This is a genomic window from Streptomyces sp. NPDC054047 (assembly GCF_055585065.1).
Genome location: NZ_JBVJKV010000004.1, coordinates 141,534 through 159,878, shown reverse-complemented (window position 1 = coordinate 159,878; position 18,345 = coordinate 141,534). Strand labels below are relative to the sequence as shown.

15 protein-coding genes and 1 pseudogene are annotated in these 18,345 nt (G+C 72.1%); 9 read left to right on the top strand and 7 right to left on the bottom strand.

Translation table 11 applies throughout. The annotated features are described in order from the left end of the window. Positions 1-173: 173 nt before the first annotated feature. Both ACZ6ZP_RS17430 and ACZ6ZP_RS17425 read left to right on the top strand, forming a co-directional pair. A complete protein-coding gene (locus tag ACZ6ZP_RS17430) occupies positions 174-3,185 on the top strand; it encodes a helix-turn-helix transcriptional regulator (protein WP_469407379.1) in 3,012 nt (1,003 codons plus the stop codon). A 258-nt stretch (positions 3,186-3,443) separates the two neighbouring features. Beyond that, complete coding sequence (locus ACZ6ZP_RS17425) at positions 3,444-4,940, top strand: hypothetical protein (protein WP_351166579.1); 1,497 nt, start codon at positions 3,444-3,446, stop codon at positions 4,938-4,940. Positions 4,941-5,011: 71 nt separating this feature from the next. Here the strand turns inward: ACZ6ZP_RS17425 and ACZ6ZP_RS17420 are convergent, their stop codons facing one another. Then, on the bottom strand, positions 5,012-5,359 hold the full coding sequence (locus ACZ6ZP_RS17420; RefSeq protein WP_351166577.1) for a hypothetical protein: 348 nt from the start codon (positions 5,357-5,359) through the stop codon (positions 5,012-5,014). A 307-nt stretch (positions 5,360-5,666) separates the two neighbouring features. Here ACZ6ZP_RS17420 and ACZ6ZP_RS17415 point away from each other — a divergent pair, with 307 nt between their 5' ends. After that, entirely contained in the window at positions 5,667-7,625 is a 1,959-nt protein-coding gene (locus ACZ6ZP_RS17415) for an acyl-CoA dehydrogenase family protein (protein ID WP_366464661.1), read from the top strand. Between the two features lie 55 nt (positions 7,626-7,680). On the opposite strand, the gene ACZ6ZP_RS17410 is transcribed toward ACZ6ZP_RS17415, so the two are convergent. Both ACZ6ZP_RS17410 and ACZ6ZP_RS17405 read right to left on the bottom strand, forming a co-directional pair. Next, positions 7,681-7,884, bottom strand: coding sequence for a hypothetical protein (locus ACZ6ZP_RS17410; protein WP_351166573.1), 204 nt, complete (start codon positions 7,882-7,884; stop codon positions 7,681-7,683). 228 nt (positions 7,885-8,112) lie between these two features. After that, on the bottom strand, positions 8,113-8,508 hold the full coding sequence (locus tag ACZ6ZP_RS17405) for a DUF6351 family protein (protein ID WP_351166571.1): 396 nt from the start codon (positions 8,506-8,508) through the stop codon (positions 8,113-8,115). On the opposite strand from ACZ6ZP_RS17405, the gene ACZ6ZP_RS17400 reads away from it, so the two are divergent. From ACZ6ZP_RS17400 to ACZ6ZP_RS17385, 4 genes and pseudogenes are all read left to right on the top strand, one after another. After that, complete coding sequence (locus tag ACZ6ZP_RS17400) at positions 8,486-8,725, top strand: hypothetical protein (protein ID WP_469407376.1); 240 nt, start codon at positions 8,486-8,488, stop codon at positions 8,723-8,725. The two genes, ACZ6ZP_RS17405 and ACZ6ZP_RS17400, sit on opposite strands and share 23 nt — an antisense overlap. Before the next feature lie 112 nt (positions 8,726-8,837). After that, complete coding sequence (locus ACZ6ZP_RS17395) at positions 8,838-10,070, top strand: cytochrome P450 family protein (RefSeq protein ID WP_469407375.1); 1,233 nt, start codon at positions 8,838-8,840, stop codon at positions 10,068-10,070. Between the two features lie 40 nt (positions 10,071-10,110). Then, positions 10,111-10,575: a DUF6234 family protein gene (locus ACZ6ZP_RS17390; RefSeq protein WP_366464660.1), complete on the top strand. Its 465-nt coding sequence runs from the start codon at positions 10,111-10,113 to the stop codon at positions 10,573-10,575. Between the two features lie 12 nt (positions 10,576-10,587). Beyond that, positions 10,588-10,743, top strand: a pseudogene (locus ACZ6ZP_RS17385) (Tn3 family transposase); the annotation flags it as partial. 147 nt (positions 10,744-10,890) lie between these two features. Here the strand turns inward: ACZ6ZP_RS17385 and ACZ6ZP_RS17380 are convergent. Further along, positions 10,891-11,364: a DUF6194 family protein gene (locus tag ACZ6ZP_RS17380; RefSeq protein WP_351166563.1), complete on the bottom strand. Its 474-nt coding sequence runs from the start codon at positions 11,362-11,364 to the stop codon at positions 10,891-10,893. Between the two features lie 97 nt (positions 11,365-11,461). Here ACZ6ZP_RS17380 and ACZ6ZP_RS17375 point away from each other — a divergent pair, with 97 nt between their 5' ends. After that, positions 11,462-12,211 carry a MerR family transcriptional regulator gene (locus tag ACZ6ZP_RS17375; protein ID WP_361468707.1) on the top strand — a complete coding sequence of 250 codons (750 nt, stop codon included), beginning with the start codon at positions 11,462-11,464 and terminating at the stop codon, positions 12,209-12,211. 264 nt (positions 12,212-12,475) lie between these two features. Here the strand turns inward: ACZ6ZP_RS17375 and ACZ6ZP_RS17370 are convergent, their stop codons facing one another. The 3 genes from ACZ6ZP_RS17370 to ACZ6ZP_RS17360 all read right to left on the bottom strand — a co-directional run bounded on the left by ACZ6ZP_RS17370 (position 12,476) and on the right by ACZ6ZP_RS17360 (position 17,380). After that, positions 12,476-15,436, bottom strand: a complete 2,961-nt coding sequence (locus ACZ6ZP_RS17370; protein WP_469407373.1) for a helix-turn-helix transcriptional regulator — start codon at positions 15,434-15,436, stop codon at positions 12,476-12,478. A 106-nt stretch (positions 15,437-15,542) separates the two neighbouring features. Then, positions 15,543-16,427 carry an aldo/keto reductase gene (locus ACZ6ZP_RS17365; RefSeq protein ID WP_351166557.1) on the bottom strand — a complete coding sequence of 295 codons (885 nt, stop codon included), beginning with the start codon at positions 16,425-16,427 and terminating at the stop codon, positions 15,543-15,545. A 14-nt stretch (positions 16,428-16,441) separates the two neighbouring features. Further along, positions 16,442-17,380 (bottom strand): NAD-dependent epimerase/dehydratase family protein, encoded by a 939-nt coding sequence (locus ACZ6ZP_RS17360; protein WP_469407372.1) that lies wholly within the window; start codon positions 17,378-17,380, stop codon positions 16,442-16,444. A 70-nt stretch (positions 17,381-17,450) separates the two neighbouring features. Here ACZ6ZP_RS17360 and ACZ6ZP_RS17355 point away from each other — a divergent pair, with 70 nt between their 5' ends. After that, entirely contained in the window at positions 17,451-18,341 is an 891-nt protein-coding gene (locus ACZ6ZP_RS17355) for a LysR family transcriptional regulator (RefSeq protein ID WP_468616534.1), read from the top strand. The last annotated feature ends 4 nt before the right edge of the window (positions 18,342-18,345 follow it).

Below are 18,345 nucleotides of genomic sequence, written 5' to 3'. Positions count from 1 at the left end.
GCGTCGGGGCGTCGGCGGTATCCGGGAAGGCCCCTGTCACGCACGACCCGGGAGCCGGGCCGGGCACGGCGGCGCTCGCCGGGAGGGTGGGCGTGTCAGGGAGATCCCTCGTCCGGGACGCGGGCCGTGCACGGGCGTTGTGGTGGGGCAGGCGGGCGCCTACGGTGCCCGGTGTGCAAGGACGGACGGGCGCGGACGGCGAGGCGTGGGCGGCGCAGGACGGCTGGGCCGCCGTGGTCCGCGATGCCGTCGCGCTGCTGGAGCGCCACGGCCGCTTGGCGGTCAGCGGTCCGTGGGGTGCGGGCAAGAGCGCCCTGCTGGACGCGCTGGCCGAGCAGGCGTCAGGGGTGCAGGACGCCGGGGTGGCGCGGCGCTGTCTGCGGGTGCGTACGCAGGAGGGCGACGCGGAGGTCCGCTACGGGGCGCTGGTGCAACTGCTCACTGCGGCGCGGATGCCGGGGGCCGGTACGGCGCGGACGCCGGGAGCCGGTACGGGGCGCTGTGGACCGCAGGGTCCTGAGGATGGCGCCGACCGTGCGGGCGGCGCGCCTCCCGCTCCCTCTGTCGCGTCACCGGACTTCCCGGCGGCCGTAGTGCTGCCAGGGTCCATGGCACGCGCGGAGATCGCGGAGGCGCCTGCGGCCGGAGGGGCGCGGAGTGTTGCGCGGGACAGTGTGTGGAGCGGTGGCTGGCCCTCGGGCGCCGGTGACGATCCGCTGAGACTGCGTCTGGACTTGACCCGGCTGCTCGCCGAGGGGCCTCCGGTCCTGCTCGTGATCGACGGTGCGCAGTGGCTGGACCCCGCCAGCGCGGAACTGATCGGCTATGCCGTCCGCACCTTGGGTCCCGATCGGCTGACCGCCGTGGCAGCCGAACGCACCAGTGGCCACCCCGCGGCGGCGGCCGCGCTGCTCGGCGGCCACCCGGCGGTGCTGCCCGTGCCCTCCTCCGGTCTCACCGAGACCGTCGCCGCCTGCGCGCGCCTGGGGCTGCCCGCTCGGTGGGCGGCGCCCGTCCACCGCTACTGCGGGGGCCACAGGGGTCTGCTCGACGCGTGGTTCCGGTTCCACCCCGCCGCTGCGCGGTCCGCTGACGCGGACGGCTGCACCGGGCCGCCGGAGCCGCCGCGGCAGGTGCGCGACCTCGCCGCCGCCTGGCTCGCCTCCGTTCCAGCCGACGTCCGCGGCACGCTCCAGGTCGCGGCGCTGGCCGGCGGGTGTGACGCGGACCTGCTGCGGCACAGTGGGTGCCGCGGTGCCGAAGACCATCTCGCCCACGCCCTCGACGCGGGCCTTGTCACCGCGGACGGCGGCTCGGGCCCCCTCCCGGCCGGTGTGGCCCTGCCGTACCGGTTCGCCGCGACGGCCCTGGCGGACGCCGCGGCCGCCACAGTGACCCGGGAGCGGCGCACCGCGATCCACCGTGCCCTGGCCGCCTGCTGCCACGGCCCCGTCACCCGCGCTCTGCACACCGCCCTGGCCCAGGAGTTCCCGGACCTGGCCGTCGCCGCTGACACCGCGCATGCGGCGGCCGCGGCCCGCGCGGCGGGTGAACGTCTGCGCGCGGCCGAGCTGTTGTTCCTCGCCGCGCGCCTGACCCCCGCCGACCGGCCCCGGCTGCGTCTGGACCGGCTCGCCGAGGCCGCGCGGGAAGCCGCGGCCGGGGGATCTGCCGTTCTGTCCCGCCTGGCGGCGGACCGGATCGTGGCGGAGCACGGCACGCCCGCACAACAGGTGCACGCTCTGCTGTCCGTCGTGGACGCACACGGCCAGGACACCGCCGGTACGCGGCCGTTGCTCGCCACCGCCCGCAGGACCGCTGCCGAGGACCCCGCGCTGCTCGCCGCCGTCGAGCTGCGCGCCGCGGTGCAGGCGAACATCTCCGGCGAGGACTTCGCCCGTGCCCTGCACCACGCCCAGGCGGCCACCGACCTGGCCCGAGCGGCGCGCGCCGTGCCGCTGGAGGCCGCCGCGCTGACGATGACCGCGCGGATGCAGCGCGTCCTGGGCCGTCTCGACACCGCCACGGCCACCTTGGACCGCGCCCTTTCGCTGGCCGTGCCGCCGACGCGGCTGGGCATCCGCAACAGCCCGCAGTATCTCGCCGCCCGCCACGCGGTGTTCGACGCCCGCCTGCCCGAGGCCCGCGCTCTGCTGCTGCAACTGCTGCCCGCGGCCCAGGAGTGCGGGGAGCCGGAGGACCTGGTGGATCTGTGGCGCAGTCTCGCCGAGGTCGACGCGGGACGTGGTGCGTGCGGTCAGGCCCTGCTGTGGTCGGCCCGTGCCGTCGACCTCACCGCGGCCGCCGGTCTGTCGCCCGGTCCCGCCTGGTACACCGCCGCCATGGCCGAGACGTGCGGCGGCAGTTTCGCCCAGGCACTGCGTCACGCCGCCCACGGCGTGCGGGCCTCTCGCGAGGAGCAGGACGCGCTCCACACCACACGCGGGCTGTGGGCCCTGGGCGCCGCGCTCTTGCACACCGGTCGTGTCGAGCGGGCCGCTGCGACTCTGGCAGAGGTCGCGCAGCTGGAGTCGCGCTCCGGGGCGGCCGATCCGTCCGTGCTGCGCTGGCAGGGCGACGCGGTGGAGGCGTTCGCGCTCTGCGGTCGCACGGACGAGGCCCGCGACCTGCTGGAGCGCATGCAGGAGCGGGTGGGCCCGCATCCCGCACACGCCGCTCTGCGCGCCGCGCTCACCCGGGCCCGCGCCCTGTGCCGCTACCTCGACGGCGCCGACGCCGTCGAAGAGGCCGCGGAGCTCCTGACGGACACGGCAGGCGTCTTCGCCTCGCTCGGCCTGCCGGTCGAGGAGGGCCGCACCCAGCTGCTGCGCGGCCGGGTCGAGCGCCGCCGCCGGCGTGCCGCGGCTGCGCGCACCGCGTGGGAGAGGGCCCGCGTGCTCTTCGAGGACGCCGAGGCGCGGCCCTGGACCGCGCTGGCCAACGATCACCTGGCCCATCTGTCGGGCCAGGCCGCCGCGTCCAGCGGCTCGGCGGGGCCGACGGCCCAGCGCCTGACCGAGCACGAGCTGCGCCTGGCCGAGCTCGTGCGCACCGGCGCGACCAACCAGGAAGCGGCCCAGCAGATGTTCATCTCGGTCAAGACGGTGGAGACCGTGCTGAGCCGCATCTACCGCAAGCTCGGCATCCGCTCCCGGACCCAGCTCGCCGCCGCGCTCACCACATGACCGGCGGCGTCCCCGCCGTCGAGCATGCCGGGGGACCTTCCCGCGCACGGTGAGCACGCCGGGTCCGTCTGCTCCTGATGCACATCAGCAGCGTAGAAACTGCGTACATCCGTGCCACACCGCGCGTGCTCCGCACCAGCGTGGGAACCAGGGCTACCTCGCCGGGCGGGCCGCACCCCTCGACGGCGGTGCCGCATGCCAGAGCGCCCGCTCCGCCCCATCGACAGCCGCCTGAGCGGCGTCTTACGGAAGTGAGTCATGTCGCGACAGAATGCGTTTCACGACTTCGGTGCTCTGCATTTCGGCCGCCGGGCAGAGTTCGATCAAGCCGAGGTGCAGAGAGTGCACGAGGCTGTGCATGACAGTGGGATTCGGGACCTCTACGTGCTGGTACACGGAGCCCAGAACGATGAGGCGGTGGCCAAGGCCGCCGACGACGCCTTTCGCGAGATGCTCGCCGACGCGTGGGCAGACGCCTCGGACGCGGCGGGGTGTCTCCAGGTGCGGTGGCCGTCGCTGTGTTTCAGGGACGAGGGCATCCCGGGTGTCGCGGAACACGAGACGCAGCGGGAACGTGATGCGTTCCCCGGGATCAGCCGGGCGATGAGCGACGATCTGGTGCGGCATCTGCCCGACAGCGCGTCCCCGTTGGCCGAGATCGCCGCGTTGCTGAGCGACCGGCCCCTGCACGAGGGGGCGTTCGACGACCTCGGGTCGGCGCTGCGTCGGCTTGCGGAGACCCCCTTGCAGGACCCGGTGACCGAATTCGCCGCCGACACCGAGGGCGAGGTGCTGCCGCAGACCGACCCGCTGATGCTGTTCGAGGACACGAAGACGATGTGCAGCGAGTTCGCGGGCGCGCTGAGTGACTTGACGGGCCCCGTGGACGACAAGCCGGGCGAGCCCGCCCGTCACGAGGCCGGAACCGGCGATTCCGAGACCCCGGTGTCCCGGGCGGGCACCCTTCCCGAGATCCGGGTGGCGGGGCACCGGCCGGCCACGCCGCTCAGCCACCGGGTGAGCGAGACCGGCACGGTTGCCGCCGGCGGCCCTGTGGGGCAGGACCGCGACCGCCAGGATTCCGCGGACCTGTGGCGCGGGGCTCATGAACTGTTTCGCCAAGTGGTGCGCCATGTGCTGCGCCGCCGGGCGGGAGTGGTGGGACAGGCAGGACTGGGGCCCTGCCTGGCTGCGCTGGCGGACGCGAGCGAGACGCGGATCCATCTGGTCGGCCACGGGCTGGGCGGCCGCCTGGCCGGGTTCGCGCTGCGCGGCCTGGAATCAGCGGGGTCGCATTCGGCCATGCTCGCCTCACTGACGCTTCTGCAGGCCGAGATGTCCCACTTCGTCTTTGCCGACAGCCTGCCTCAACAGGTCTCCGGACACGGCGCGTTGTGGGATCAGCGACGCCTGGTCAGCGGGCCCTTGCTCTGCACGTTCTCCCATCTCGACACGCATCTGGGCGTGATGTATCCGCTGTCGGCTCAAATGGTCGGCGACTCGGCGGAGCTGGCCACCATGAGCCGCAAGTGGGGAGCGTTGGGCTTCGACGGCATCCAGGGCATCAACGGCCCTCCCACCATCACCTGGAACGACGCGGAGGAGCAGGATCTGCGCGAGATGCCGTACACGAACCTGGACGCCTCCTCGCTCTTCCGGTCCGACAACGTCCCGATGGGAGGTCATCATCACGTCGTCCACAAGGAGGTGGGCCGGCTCCTACGGAAGGTGGCAGAGAGCTGCGCCCAGAAATAGCGCAGAACCAGCCCAGAACCAGCGCTGTGCACGCCGGCCCCCGCTTCGCGGTACTCCTGGCCGGCGGCCGCTCAGGTGCGCAGCAACCGCTGGGTCATCTCTCGGTACTGCCGCATGGCGTGCCGCAGGTCGTTCGCATGCGTTTCGGGGTCCTGGTCCTGCCGACCCTCGTGAAGCGCGCGCCGCCGTTCCGCCAGAGCGCTCATCAGCTGGGCGGCGGCTTCATCGAAGACGCTCTCGGCCTCTTCCAGCGCCTCGAGCGGGCTGTCGGTGAAGTTGTTGAGGGCTTCCTGGAGGCGCAGGGCGAGCCGGTCTCGTTCGTCCGACGGGACAAACGGCTCCTGGCCCGGGGCGCGGCGTTCGGTGGAGCTGCGGCCTTTGTCCGGCGGCTGCTGAGCACGTGCCTGGTCGTACATCATCGTGTGTCACTTTCCTGTGCGTCGTGTCGACGGAAGGGGAACGGGCGGCGGGGCCGATGGGCCGTGGGCTCCGGTCAGGAGCCTTGGCCGGCGAGCGGTTCGGAGTCGTCGAGGAAGGCGCGGGCCACGTCGGACGGGCGACGGTGGTGGAAGCCAGCGTAGTTGCGCAACCGGTGAAGGCCCACCACCTGGCGATACCTGGCCTGCGGCCGGCCTCCCTCGGCGTCGGTCGGGTGGCCTCGGTCGGGTTGCCTCGGTCGGAGCAAGTGACCGATTTGATCGTCCTACGGCCGGGTAACAGGGCGACATGGTCACCGACAGCGCCACTCCCCCGAGCGGCTACGTACAGCCCGCGATCGACGTCCAGGCTCTCGCCGAGCTGCTCGACGGCGAATACGCGGAGGTCCGCAGCCTGGTCCGCTCCAATCTGACGACGTACGCAGGCGTACTGGACGAGGCGGAGCAGCTCGGCTTCGACGCGTTCCGTGAACGTGTGCGGGAGGTCGTCGTCGAGATGGCGGCGACGGGCCAGACCGGCATGGGGTTCCCGAAGGAGTACGGCGGTGGCGGCGACATCGGCGCATCGATCGCCGCGTTCGAGACACTCGCCTTCGGCGATCTGTCGGTGCTGGTGAAGGTCGGCGTGCAGTTCGGACTCTTCGGGGGCGCCATCCTGCACCTGGGCACCGAGCGCCACCACGAGGCCTATCTGCCGGATCTGATCACCGGGAAGCTGATGGGCTGCTTCGCGATGACCGAGACCGGACACGGCTCCAACGTCCAGGCGCTCGGCACGGTGGCCCGGTACGACGCCGGCAGCCAGGAGTTCGTCATCACCACCGGCGACGACCAGGCGCGCAAGGACTACATCGGCAACGCGGCCCGCCACGCCGAGCTGGCGGTCGTCTTCGCCCAGCTGGAGGTGGGCGGCGAGCACCAGGGGGTGCACGCGTTCGTCGTACCGATCCGTGTCGACGGTGAGGTGGCCCCCGGTGTCCGGATCGAGGACGACGGGCGCAAGATGGGTCTCAACGGCGTGGACAACGGCCGGATCTGGTTCGACGGCGTACGCGTGCCGCGCGAGGCCCTGCTCAACCAGTTCGCCGACGTCACTGCCGAGGGCGTCTACCAGAGCCCGATCGACAACCCCGGCCGCCGCTTCTTCACCATGCTCGGCACGCTGGTGCAGGGGCGGGTCAGCGTCGCCGGCGGTGCCATCAACGCCAGCAAGGTCGCCCTGGCGATCGCCATCACGTACGCCCTTCGCCGACGGCAGTTCGAGGCGGCATCGGACACCGAGGAGCAGGTGCTGCTCGACTACGGCATGCACCAGCGCCGGCTGCTCCCGCTCGTCGCGCGCACCTACGCGCTGCATTTCGCCCAGGACGTGATGCGCACGCAGCTGCACGAGGTCTTCTCGGGGCTCAAGGGCGACGAGCAGGCACGGCGTGAGCTGGAGTCTCGGGCCGCGGGCACCAAGGCGCTGGGCACCTGGCACGCCACGCGGACGATTCAGGAGTGCCGCGAGGCGTGCGGGGGCGCCGGATATCTCGCCGTCAACCGGTTCGCCGCCCTGAAGGCCGACAGCGACGTCTTCGCGACGTTCGAGGGCGACAACCACGTGCTGCTGCAGCTGGTGGCCAAGGGGTTGCTCACCCATTACGCGAGCGAGTTCGAGAACATGGACCAGCTCGGCATGGTCCGGTACGTCACGAACCTCGCCGTGGAGACGGTCATCGAGAAGACCTCGGCCCACAAACTGCTCGAGCGGGTGCGCGACTTGCTGCCCGGGGGCGATGAGTGGGACCAGGAAGCGGGTCTGCTCGATTCCGAGTACCAGCTCGCCATGCTGCGCTTCCGCGAGGAGCACATGCTCGCCGGTGTGGCACGGCGGCTCAAGCGTGGGATGGATCAGAAAGCCCATCCCGGCGTCGTCTTCTCACAGGTGCAGGACCACGTCATCGCGGTGGCGCACGCGCACGTCGAACGGCTGGTGCTCGAGGCGTTCGTCGACAAGGTGCGTCAGCTGCCCGCCGGGGACAACAAGGTCGCGCTGGGGCTGCTGTGCGATCTGTTCGCCCTCTCCACCATCGAGGCGGACCGCGCCTGGTTCATGGAGCACGGGCGGTTGACGGTGCAGCGTTCCAAGGCGATCCGCCGTGAGGTGAACGACCTGTGCCGCAAGGTCCGGCCGATCGTCGCCGATCTCGTCGCTGCCTGGGGCATTCCGCAGCAGATGCTGCGCTCGCCCGATCTGGTGGGGTGAGACGGAACGAGGGAGTTCCGGCCCGACGGCCGGAACTCCCTCGCGTGCTCGGCGCTCAGAGGGACCGGGCTGCGGTTTCCCAGCTCGTTGTCGCCACATCAAGGCCCGTGCGCACCCCGTCGACGATCTCGCCGGGATTGTCGGGGATGTTGATGCCGTCGTGGCTGGATTCCTCGCCCGCGTGCGCGGGGGCGGCCACAGCGAGGGCTGCGGCCGCGAGGGTCAGGGCAGCGACGGCGTGCTTTGCGTTCCTCATCATGCCCACCTGAACGATCACGCGGTTCTCAGGTTGCGCTCGTCGCCCGGCTCGGGCGGGCCCCCGGCCGGCAAGCACTCGTGTGGCGCAACGACGCCGGGAATGCCCCCCGCCCGGCTCGGGGTTCCAGACAGGGGGCTTCCCGCACCTGCCCGTGATCCGCGCGGGGATGCACGGACCACCCGGTCGGAGCAGTCCGCGCATATGGTCCGAGCAGCACCGACGGGTGCGTCAGCGGCGGCTGTGGTCGATCCAGGTGCTGGGCCGCTCGATCTGGCCGGTGCCCGGTCGGGCGTAGTCGCAGACGCCCTTGGGGAAGGCCACGCGCAGCTGCGCCTTCTCGGTCTTGGTGAAGCGCACCCGGTAGTCGGCGAAGTCCACCGGTTTCAGTGCGCACTTGAGCGTGGACTCGGCCAGCGGCTCGCCGGCGCGCAGTCGCGGGTCCGCGCCGATGGAGTACTCCTCGGCGCACGGACCGCTGGCCGGGTAGGTCAGCGGAGCGTGGATGCGCTTGTCGGGGGTCAGGTAGCAGCCGTCGCAGAGGCCGGTGGGCTTGTTCGCGATGACCTTGGCCTGCTTGCCGCGTGCGGACGGGTCGGCTGCGATGTCCGACGGCCAACGCCACACGATCCGCCGCATCCAGCACGACTTCGTGGCCGAGTGGGTCGAGCTCCTGTCCGCCGTACGCCCCGAACTGGACCACACAGACGCCCAGTTGACCGTGCACGGCGCACTCGGCGTGATCAACGACGTACTCAGAATCACCTGCTTCCGCGCCCGCCCACGGCTGACGGAAGGACTGACCGGCCTGTCCCGCCTGCTCCTGGGCGCCCCCTCGGCCTGACCGCTCACGAAGCGCTCTTCACCGGCCCACCGGTGGCCAACTAGGGTGTCCTGTACCCGTGTTGGCCGCAGACGGCTTGCCGCTCGTCCCCCCTGCCCCGAGGAGCTCTCGTATGCACCAGCCGCAGATCCTGGTCCTGGATGCCGCCGGGAGCGACCGGCACGCCGAGGATGCCGAGCTGCGCTCGCGCGGGCCGGCGGCCCGCGTCGATGTCCTGGGCGTCGAGGCGTGGGCGGTGTCCGACCCGGCCCTGCTCAAGGAGCTCCTCACCGACCCGCGGGTCTCCAAGGATCCGCGGCGGCACTGGCCGATGTTCCCCGACAAGATCGTCGGCACGTGGCCGCTCGCGCTGTGGGTGGCCGTCGACAACATGTTCACCGCTTTCGGCGGCGACCACCGGCGGCTGCGGCGGCTGGTCAGCCCGGCTTTCACCGCACGCCGGATCGCGGCCCTGCAGCCGCGCATCGAGGAGATGTCCCACGCGCTGCTCGACGAGCTGGCCACCGTCCCTGCCGGAGAACCCACCGATCTGCGCGAGCGGTTCGCCTATCCGCTGCCGATCCGGGTCATCAGCCAACTCATGGGGCTTCCCGAGCACTCCCAGTCCGACTTCCGCCGTACCGTCGACGGCGTCTTCGACACCACGCTCAGCCCCGCTCAGGCCGCCGCCAACACCCAGGAGGTCTACCGCATTCTGGCCGACCTGGTCGCGGCCAAGCGCGCCGAGCCCGGCGAGGACATGACCTCCGTCCTCATCGCCACCCGGGACGACGACGGCTCCGCGCTGACCGAGCAGGAGCTCCTGGACACGCTCCTCCTCGTCATCAGCGCGGGCTACGAGACCACCGTCAACCTCCTTGACCAGGCCATCGCCGCGCTGCTCACCCATCCCGACCAGCTCGCCCTGGTCCGCGAGGGCAAGAGTCCGTGGACAGACGTCGTCGAAGAGACGCTGCGCTACGAGGCGCCCGTCGCGCACCTGCCGATGCGGTTCGCGGTCGAGGACATCGCGCTGCCGCAGGGACTCACGATCCGTCAGGGCGAGGCGATCCTCGCCTCGTACGCGGCAGCGGGCCGTCACCCCGACCTCCACGGACCGAGCGCCGACTCCTTCAACGTGACCCGGGCCAGCAAGACCCACCTCGCCTTCGGCCACGGCGTCCATGTCTGCCTCGGCGCCGCGCTGGCCCGGATGGAGGCCGAGATTGCGCTGCGGGCGCTGTTCACCCGCTTCCCCGACCTCGCCCTCGCCGTCCCGGCATCCGCACTGCGTCCCGGGGAGTCGTTCATCTCCAACGGACACCGGGAACTGCCCGTCGTCCTTCGCCCGGCCACCGAGAACTGACCCGGCCCTCCCCCACCGGGCCGGCTGAGTGCGCGTACTCATGCGCGCCCTGCCACCGGCCCGGCAAGGTGGGGCCATGACATGTGCTCTCACGGAACCTCGACGTCGACGCAGATGGCCCTGGTCGAGCAGGACGTCACTGCGCGCGGACGTCTCCATGGGCCTTTTGCTGTTGGTGGTTGAGGTCGTCGTCCACGTGGCGGGGAGTTTCGGTCACGGCATGGAGGTATGGGCGGCGCAGGACGACCAGGCGAGGATCGACGCGGCGCAGCGCGCCGGTATCTCATGGACGCAGTACTTGCTCATCGGCGCGCTCGTGCTGGCCGTGCTCGCGGCGCTGGCCCGTGCCCCGTGGACGATGATGCTGCAACTGCTCGCGGTCGCGGCGCTCACGGTGCTGTTCGTGTTTTCCCAGCACGAGTACGAGCGCACCCACCCGGGCCCCGCGCCCACCCCGAGCGCCGGATACTCGCCCTGCTACAGCGGAAGCAACCGGTGCGACTGAAGCGCTCGTACGCCGGAGATGGTGGCGACCGACAACGCCTCGTACTCCGACATGGTGTTCGGCCTGTTCAAGATCCTCGGCTACAACTCCAGCACCCGGTTCCGTGACCTGGACGACCCGCGGTTTTGGCGGGCCACGATGCCCGGCGTCGAGACGGGCATCCACGGCACGGCGCACACCGCCTCGACTCCGGCCGCCGGCGCCCTGCGGCCGTTGCGCGACCCGGATGCGTCTGCGCTGGACGAGGACGACGACGGACTGGAGTGAGTGCCAGGGGCCTTCGGTCCGCTCCCGCCGCTGACCGTAGCTCCTTCATCATGCTGTCGGTTCAGTGCGTCGCTCGTGGCGTGAGCGTGCAAGGTGGTGGGCGGCTCGCAGCAGTTCATGTGTTGCGGCCTGCGTGCGCTTGCCCGGGTTCACCACGGCCAGCCAGCCCAGGCTGCCGTACACGGGGTGCGCGATCACGGTGTCGGCGGCGCTGGGGTCGACCTCGGCGGAGGCCGGTTCGCGCGGCGCGTGCCCGGTCCACCGGATGAACGCGTCCTTGCCGGCGGCGATGTTCACACGGAAGGCGTCCGGCCGGTCAAGGCGGGACGACTCGTCACCGGGGTAGTTCTTGGTCACGACGGTCGCGAAGGGCTGGGACGCCGTCGGCGTGACGCCGTCGGGGGCGTAGTAGAAGAAGGTGTCGCCCCAGCTGATCTCCGGCGCGCCGTCGCCGGGTGCGGGCTTGAGGGTCAGGACGCCGTCAAGGGCGTCCACGAAGCTGATGATCTCTTCACTGGTCATGCGCTCCAGCGTTCCATTGAAGTGCTTGTGGAGACTTCTGGACGCAGACCCGCTCCGGCATAGGGTTTCCCACATGACAAGTCTCAAATCAGCAGGTATGCGCACTGCTGATGTCGCGCGCAGCGTCGGGTATTCCGTCCAGCAGATCCGCAACCTCGAACGCGACGGGGTGCTCCCGCCCGCGGCACGCACGGCCACGGGATACCGGACCTACGGCGAGGTGCATCTGCAGTGCGCCCTGGCCTACCGGGCCCTCGCCGCGGCGGCGGGGCCGGTCGAGGCCAAGAACATCGTCCGGGCCTTCCACCAGTGCCCAGCCTCGCAGGCCCTGGCCCTTCTCGACGCGGCGCATGCCCGACTCGACAAGGAGCGCGCCGAACTGGGGCAGGCCAAGGACGCCGCCCGCGCGATCTCCCGCGAGCCGATCGACGACGTACGCGCCTCGGACGCGATGAGCATCTCCGAACTCGCCACCGCTCTCGATGTACGCCCCTCGACGTTGCGGCACTGGCATGCGGAGGGCCTCGTCGTCCCCGACCGCGACCCCGTGCGCGGAACCCGACGCTACACACCGGCCCAGGTGCGCGACGCACGGATCGTGCACCAGCTGCGCAAGGCCGGATACCGCATCACGCCGCTCCAGGCGCTCATGCCACAACTCCGCAACGCCCACCGGTCGCGGGACGTCGAGTCGGTGCTGGCCGCCAGGGACGCCAGTATCACCGCGCGATCCGCGGCCCTCCTCGACAGCGCCTCGGCACTCCGCGCCGTGCTCTGCCTGCGGGAGCGAACGGACCGACCCGAAGACAGCCGCGAGGACCCCGCTCGCACCGGGGGCGCGACTTGAACCAGGACGGCCGCTCGCCGGCCTCCTGCTCAACCACACCGCCACCGAGGAGGACGCCCCTGCCCCAGGGCTGTCGGTCACCCTCGACATGCCGGACAAAGTCGTCGACTTCTGACGTACCACCGAGCTGGAGCCCGCCGAGCCGGCCGTGCTCGACCAGGCGACGACCGTACGGCGCGGCCAGGGCGTCCCCGCGGTCCCGGATCGGCCGCGTGGTCGTCGGTTTCTTCGCGGGCCCGAGGTCGTCCCCGTCGGCACTCCGGGTCAATCCGACGGTGTCGGTTCCGTGGCGATCAGGCCCTGCCGGTAGGCGACGCCCACCGCCTCCGTACGACTCGCCGCTCCCATCTTGGCGAGGATGTTGGAGACGTGGACGCTGGCCGTCTTGGGGCTGATGAACAGTTCCTCGCCGATCTGCCGGTTGCTGCGGCCGAGGGCGAGCAGCCGCAGCACGTCCTGCTCACGGGCCGTCAGCACGGCGGTGCGGTCCTGGGCGGGGACCGCCAGCCGGCCGCGACGCACCAGAGCGTCCAGCCGTTCCCGCAGGAGGGTGGCGCCGAGCCGGTCGGCCTCTTGGCGCACCGCGTCGGCCTCGGCGGCCGCCTCCTCGCGGCGGTCGGCCGCCAGGAGGGCCTCGGTCAGCCGCAGTCGGCACCGCGCGCGTTCGTAGGCGTCGCCGTAGGCGAAGGCGGTCATCGCCTTCTCCCAGGCCGCCACGTCGGGCCCGGACACCGCTCGGACCCATTCGGCTTCGGCACGAGCCAACCACGCCTGCCCCTCCGGACCCTGTGGTGTGCCGTCCTCGCCGCGCGTGGCAGAAGCCCGCGCCTGTTGTACGAGTTCGGTCGCGGTGGCCGCTCGGCACCTGGCCCCCTCCTCGTCACCGCGCAGGCGCAGTTCGACCGCCGAGTCGGCGAGTGCGGCCAGGGCGAGAACGGTGAGCCGGACCGTGACGTCGGGTGCCGTGCCCGCCTCGCTGGTGAGGGACTCGAGGGTGTGACGCATCGACCGCACCGCCTCGTCCGGGTCTCCCCGCAGGGCCGCGGCATCGGTCCGCACGATGCCGGCGACCAGCGTGTTGATCCAGTCGAACGGCCCCTCCAGCAGTGCCCGGGCGCGCTCGACAGCGGTGAAATCACCGCGCGCCAGTGCCACGTAGAGCCCCGGCCCTGCGGTGTAGTCGCCCGCGCCGGACTGGGCCGCGGCCTCGGCCGCGCCGCGCGCGCACTCGTCCCAGTTGCCGAGCGTGTACTGCACCAGCAGCCACAGGTAGCGCATCTCGTGCGGATAGGGCGAGGACAGCAGTCCGGAACGGCGGGCCCGTTCCAGGCCCTCCGCGGCCCACGGCAGGCAGTCCTCCAGGTCACCGGATTCGAAGCAGCCGACGGCCAGGTTGAACAAGGCGCGCATTTCCACCGGTGCGTTGCCCGATCGTCGCGCCAGCTCCCGGGCCTCTTGCAGCTGTTTCCTGCCCTCCGGGGAGCGACGCTTGTTGTGGGTGTGGAACGTCATGGAGATCAGGAGGTCGGCCCGCGCGTCGTCGACGCCCAACTCCTCGGCCACGCGCAGGGCCTGATGGCCGATCCGTTGCGCGTCCTCGCCCGCGGCGCCCTGGCGGATGGAGGCCATCACGGAAGCCATCACGTACGTGGCCGCGGCCCACACCCACGTCGTCGAAGGGGGCTCGGCGGGGATGAGAGCGAGGGCCTCTCGGCTGTGGGCGAGGGCGGCCGGCAGGTTGTCGACGGTCAGCAGGTTCCCGGCGAGCGTGTAGCGGACTCGGGCGGCGAGCTCCAAGTCGGCGTCCTGGCCGAGCCCGGCGAGCGCGGACCGGGTGAGGGAGACGGCGCGGTGCAGTTCCCCGGCATGGGCGGCCGCCGCCGAGGCACGCAGCGTGAGCGTCACGGCGTCGGTCCCGGCGGGCCGGCCGGAGGCCTCGACCGCCGACCAGAGGTCGAGGGCGGCCTCGACGTGCCGCAGTTCCTCGGCGGGCGCCCCGACGCGCTGGGCGTGGTCGGCGGCCTCCAAGGAGGCGGCGAGCGCCGCGGGCAGGTCGTGGCTCTCGCGGTAGTGGTGGGCGCGCTCGGCCGCGCCGGCGGGCCGGCAGCCCTGCCCGGCGAGCAGGCGGGCGAACACGCCGTGCAGCCGGGCCCGTTCACCCGGCAGGAGATCGGCGTAGACCGCCTCCCGCGCGAGCGCGTGGCGGAACGCATACGTGTCACCGTCGCCGGGGACGAGCAGCTGCCGCCCCGCGGCCTCGCGCAGCACCGCCTCCAGCTCTGCCGGGGGCAGCTCGACGGCGTCCCGCAGCAGATCGTGACCGACGCGTCGCCCGGCGACGGCCGCGGTGCGCAGCACCTGCTGGGCGGTGTCGGAAAGCTGCTCGAACCGGATGAGCAGGACGTCGGCCAGGCCGCTGGGCACGCTGTCGGCCGGGGCGTCGGTGGCGGCGACCAATTCCTCCGCGTAGAAGGCGTTGCCCTCGGCGCGCTCGACGATCCGGTGGACGGCGGCGTCCGGCAGAGGGTGATCCGGCAGGGAGCGCACCAGCCGGGCCACATCCGCGTCGGGCAGCGGTTGCAGTTCCAGCCGCTCCACCGCGGGCAGCCGCACCAGCTCGGCCAGCAGGGGGCGCAGGGGGTGGCGGCGGTGCAGGTCGTCCGCCCGGTACGAGGCGACCACCGCGAGCCGGTGGTCGTGCGAGCCGCCGGTCGGCCGCTGCAGGACACTGCGGCTGAGCAGGAACCGCAGCAGGTCCCGGGAGGACTGGTCGGCCCAGTGCAGATCCTCCAGGATCAGCAACAGCGGGGCGATGTCCGCCAGTTCGACCAGCAGGGCGGCCACGTCCTCGAAGAGCCGCAGGCGCCTGTTCACGTCCCCCGCGGCGTCCGTACCGCCACCGAGCATCCGTTCCGTCACCGGATGGCCGCCGAGGACCGGGGCGAACCGCTCGTCGGCGGCCAGCGCGCCGAGGATCTCGGTGAACGGCAGATACGGCAGTCCCACGTCGCCGAGGTCGACGCAGTGGCCGGTGAGCACGGTCGTCCCGGCCGCGACGGCTCGTCCGGCGAGCTCATCCAGTACCCGTGTCTTGCCGACGCCGGCGTCCCCGGCGACGAGGACCGCGCGGGCCTCGCCGGCGCGGGCACGCTCCAGGACATCAGCGAGACGGTCGAGTTCGTCTTCCCGGCCGACGAACGGGCTGGTGAACTGGGTGTACGACACGCTTCACATCCTGGCACACGGGTTCGCTCGCCCCTTCGTGGCCGGGAGTTTCCCGAACTCGGCCGACGCGGCGAGAGAACCGTGCCGCGCCGCGCCCCGCCCCGACTCAGTCCGGCAGGGCGTCTTCGAGCCGCGCCAGCTCCGCGGTGCTCAGCGTGAGCTCTGCCGCCTTGGCCGAGTCGGTGATGGAGGTCGGGCGGCTGGATCCCGGTACGGGGATCACTGCCGGGGAGCGGGCGAGCAGCCACGCCAGGGCGATCTGCTGCGGGCTGACGCCGTGCTCGGCCGCGATGTGGTGGAAGGCGGTGCCGGTGGAGGCGGGGCCAAAGGGGCCGTCCAGGGAGCTGCGGGAGATGCCACCGAGGGGGCTCCAGGGCAGAAAGGCCAGCCCCAGTCGGGTGCTCAGGCGCAGCTCGGGCTCGCTGGCGCGGACGGCGGGCGAGTACTGGTTCTGCACGCTGACGAGTCCGTCGCCGAGGATCTGGTGCGCCTGGCGGATCTGGTCGGTGGTGACGTTGGAGATTCCCGCGGCGCGGATCGTGCCGGCATCGAGCAGCTCGCGCAGCGCGCCGACGGACTCCGTCCAGGGCACGGCCGGGTCGGGCTTGTGCAGCTGGTACAGGCCGATCGCGTCGACGCCCAGGCGCTTGGCGGATGCCTCGGCGGCTTGTCTGAGGTGGGCGGGGGTGGCGTTGACGGTCCAACTGCCGTCCCCGGGGCGGCCGCGGCCGCCCTTGGTGGCCACCAGGACGCCCGAGGTGTCGCCGCCGTAGCGGGCCAGGGCGCGGGCGATCAGCAGCTCGTTGTGGCCCGCCTCGTCGGCGTACCAGTGATAGCTGTCGGCGGTGTCGATGAGCGTGATGCCTGCGTCGAGGGCGGCATGGACGGTGGCGATGGCCCGCGTCTCGTCCGGGCGGTGCTCGATGGACAGGGGCATGGCGCCCAGGCCGATGGCGCTGACGGCGGTGTGGGCAAGGGTGCGGTACTGCACGGGGGCTCGCTTCCTCAGGCGGTGGGTGACGGCGCGGCGGTGAGGGTCTCGGCGACGGCGCCGGGCAGCCAGTCGGTGGTGTGGGCGAAGGAGAAGCCCAGCTCCTTCGCGCGGGCGTTGCTCATGGCGTAGTGGCGGTCGAAGGAGAACGCCGAAGCCTCGCCGCCCGCTGGGACGGTGCGGTAGACGGGCTCCCGGCCGGCCTGCGTGGCGATGATCGCGGCGAGGTCGTGCACGTCGAGCGGCCCGTCGGAGCAGGCGTTGACCGGGCCGGTGAAGTCGGCCATGGTCGCCCACCGCAGCAGGTCGGCCAGCTCCTGGTAGTGGATGAAGACCGTGGGCAGGGCCTTCGCGTGCACAGTGATCTCCTCGCCCCTGGTGATGCGCCCGGCGTAGTGCGCCAGCCGGCCGGTGAACTCCATCGCTCCCCCGCCGAGCACGTGGGCGCTGCGCACACTGGTGAACTCAAAGCCGGCGGCGCGGGCGAGGACGGCTTCGGCCTGGCGCTTGCCCTCGGCGTAGTGCGCCTCCAGGTACGCGTCGTCGTGCCAGGGCAGGTCCATGGCCACCCGCCAGCTGGCCGGGTCCACGGTGTCCTCCGTCACCGGTGTGCCGGGAGGCACGGTCGGCAGCGCGGCGGTCGCGGGGTCGTAGACCTCGATCGTGGAGGTCATGACGTAGCGCCGGGTGCGGCCGGCGAAGGCGCGGGCGGCGATGGCGGCCTGCACCGGGGTGTAGCAGACCTGGTCCACCACGACGTCGAAGGTGCGGGAGGCGAGCGCGGCCGTCAGGGCCGCCTCGACGTCCCGGTCGACGACCAGGTGCTCGACGCCGGGGGGCGGCGGGGTGGAGCCGCGGTTGATCACAGTGACCTGGTGGCCCGCGGCCTGCAGCCGCCGCACCAGGAGCTTTCCGAAGTAACGGCTTCCGCCGATGACGCAGATCCTTTGCATGCCCCCATCCTGGAGACCTATCGTCATCGACAGAAGTGCCGACTTACTGGCTACGCATTAAGGAAAACTGTTGATCGATGTGCAGCGGCTCCGCGTTCTGCGGGCGGTGGCGGAGCACGGCAGCTTCAACCAGGCGGCCACGGCCCTGCTCCTGACCCCCTCGGCCGTCTCCCAGCAGGTGGCCGCCCTGGAGCGCAGCCTCGGCGCCCAGGTCGTGGCCCGCAGCACCCGCGGCGTCACCCTCACCGAGGCCGGCCGGATCATGGTGGGCGCCGCCGAATCCGTCGCCGCGGAACTCCAGCACGCCCAACAGCAGGTCGCCCAGCTCGGCACCGGCCGTGCCCAACTCACCCTGGCCACCTTCACCAGCGGCGGCAGGCTCCTGCTGCCCGCCGCGATCACCCGGCTCATGGCAGCCCACCCCCGCACCGTGCTGCACGTCAGGGAGGGCGAACCCGAGGACACCTTGCCGCTGGTCCGCCAGGGCGCCGTGGACCTCGCCCTGGCCTACCACTTCGACGGCCCGCTGCCGGCCGGCCCCGGCTCCAGCCTGGAGTGGACGCCGCTGCTGGCCGACCCCCTGCACGTGGTGCTGCCGCAAGGGCATCGGCTCGCCGACCGCGACGCGCTCGACCTCGCCGAGCTGGCGGCCGAACCCTGGGTGCTCGGCTGCCTGAAGACCGAGGCGTACCTGCGCCGTTACGCCGAGCGCGCCGGCTTCGATCCCCAGGTGCGCGGAACCACCACCGACTACTTCTTCGCCCGCTCGCTCGTCGCCGCGGGCATGGGAATCTCGCTGATCCCCTCGATCGCGCTCACCCCGACGATCCCGGGCCTGTGCACCGTCCCGATCAAGTCGCCGACACCGATCCGGCACATCGGCGTGGCCGCCATCAACCGCAGCGACCGCCCTCACGTCACCACACTCATCCACGCCCTTCGCGAACAGGCCCTTCAGTAGCCCA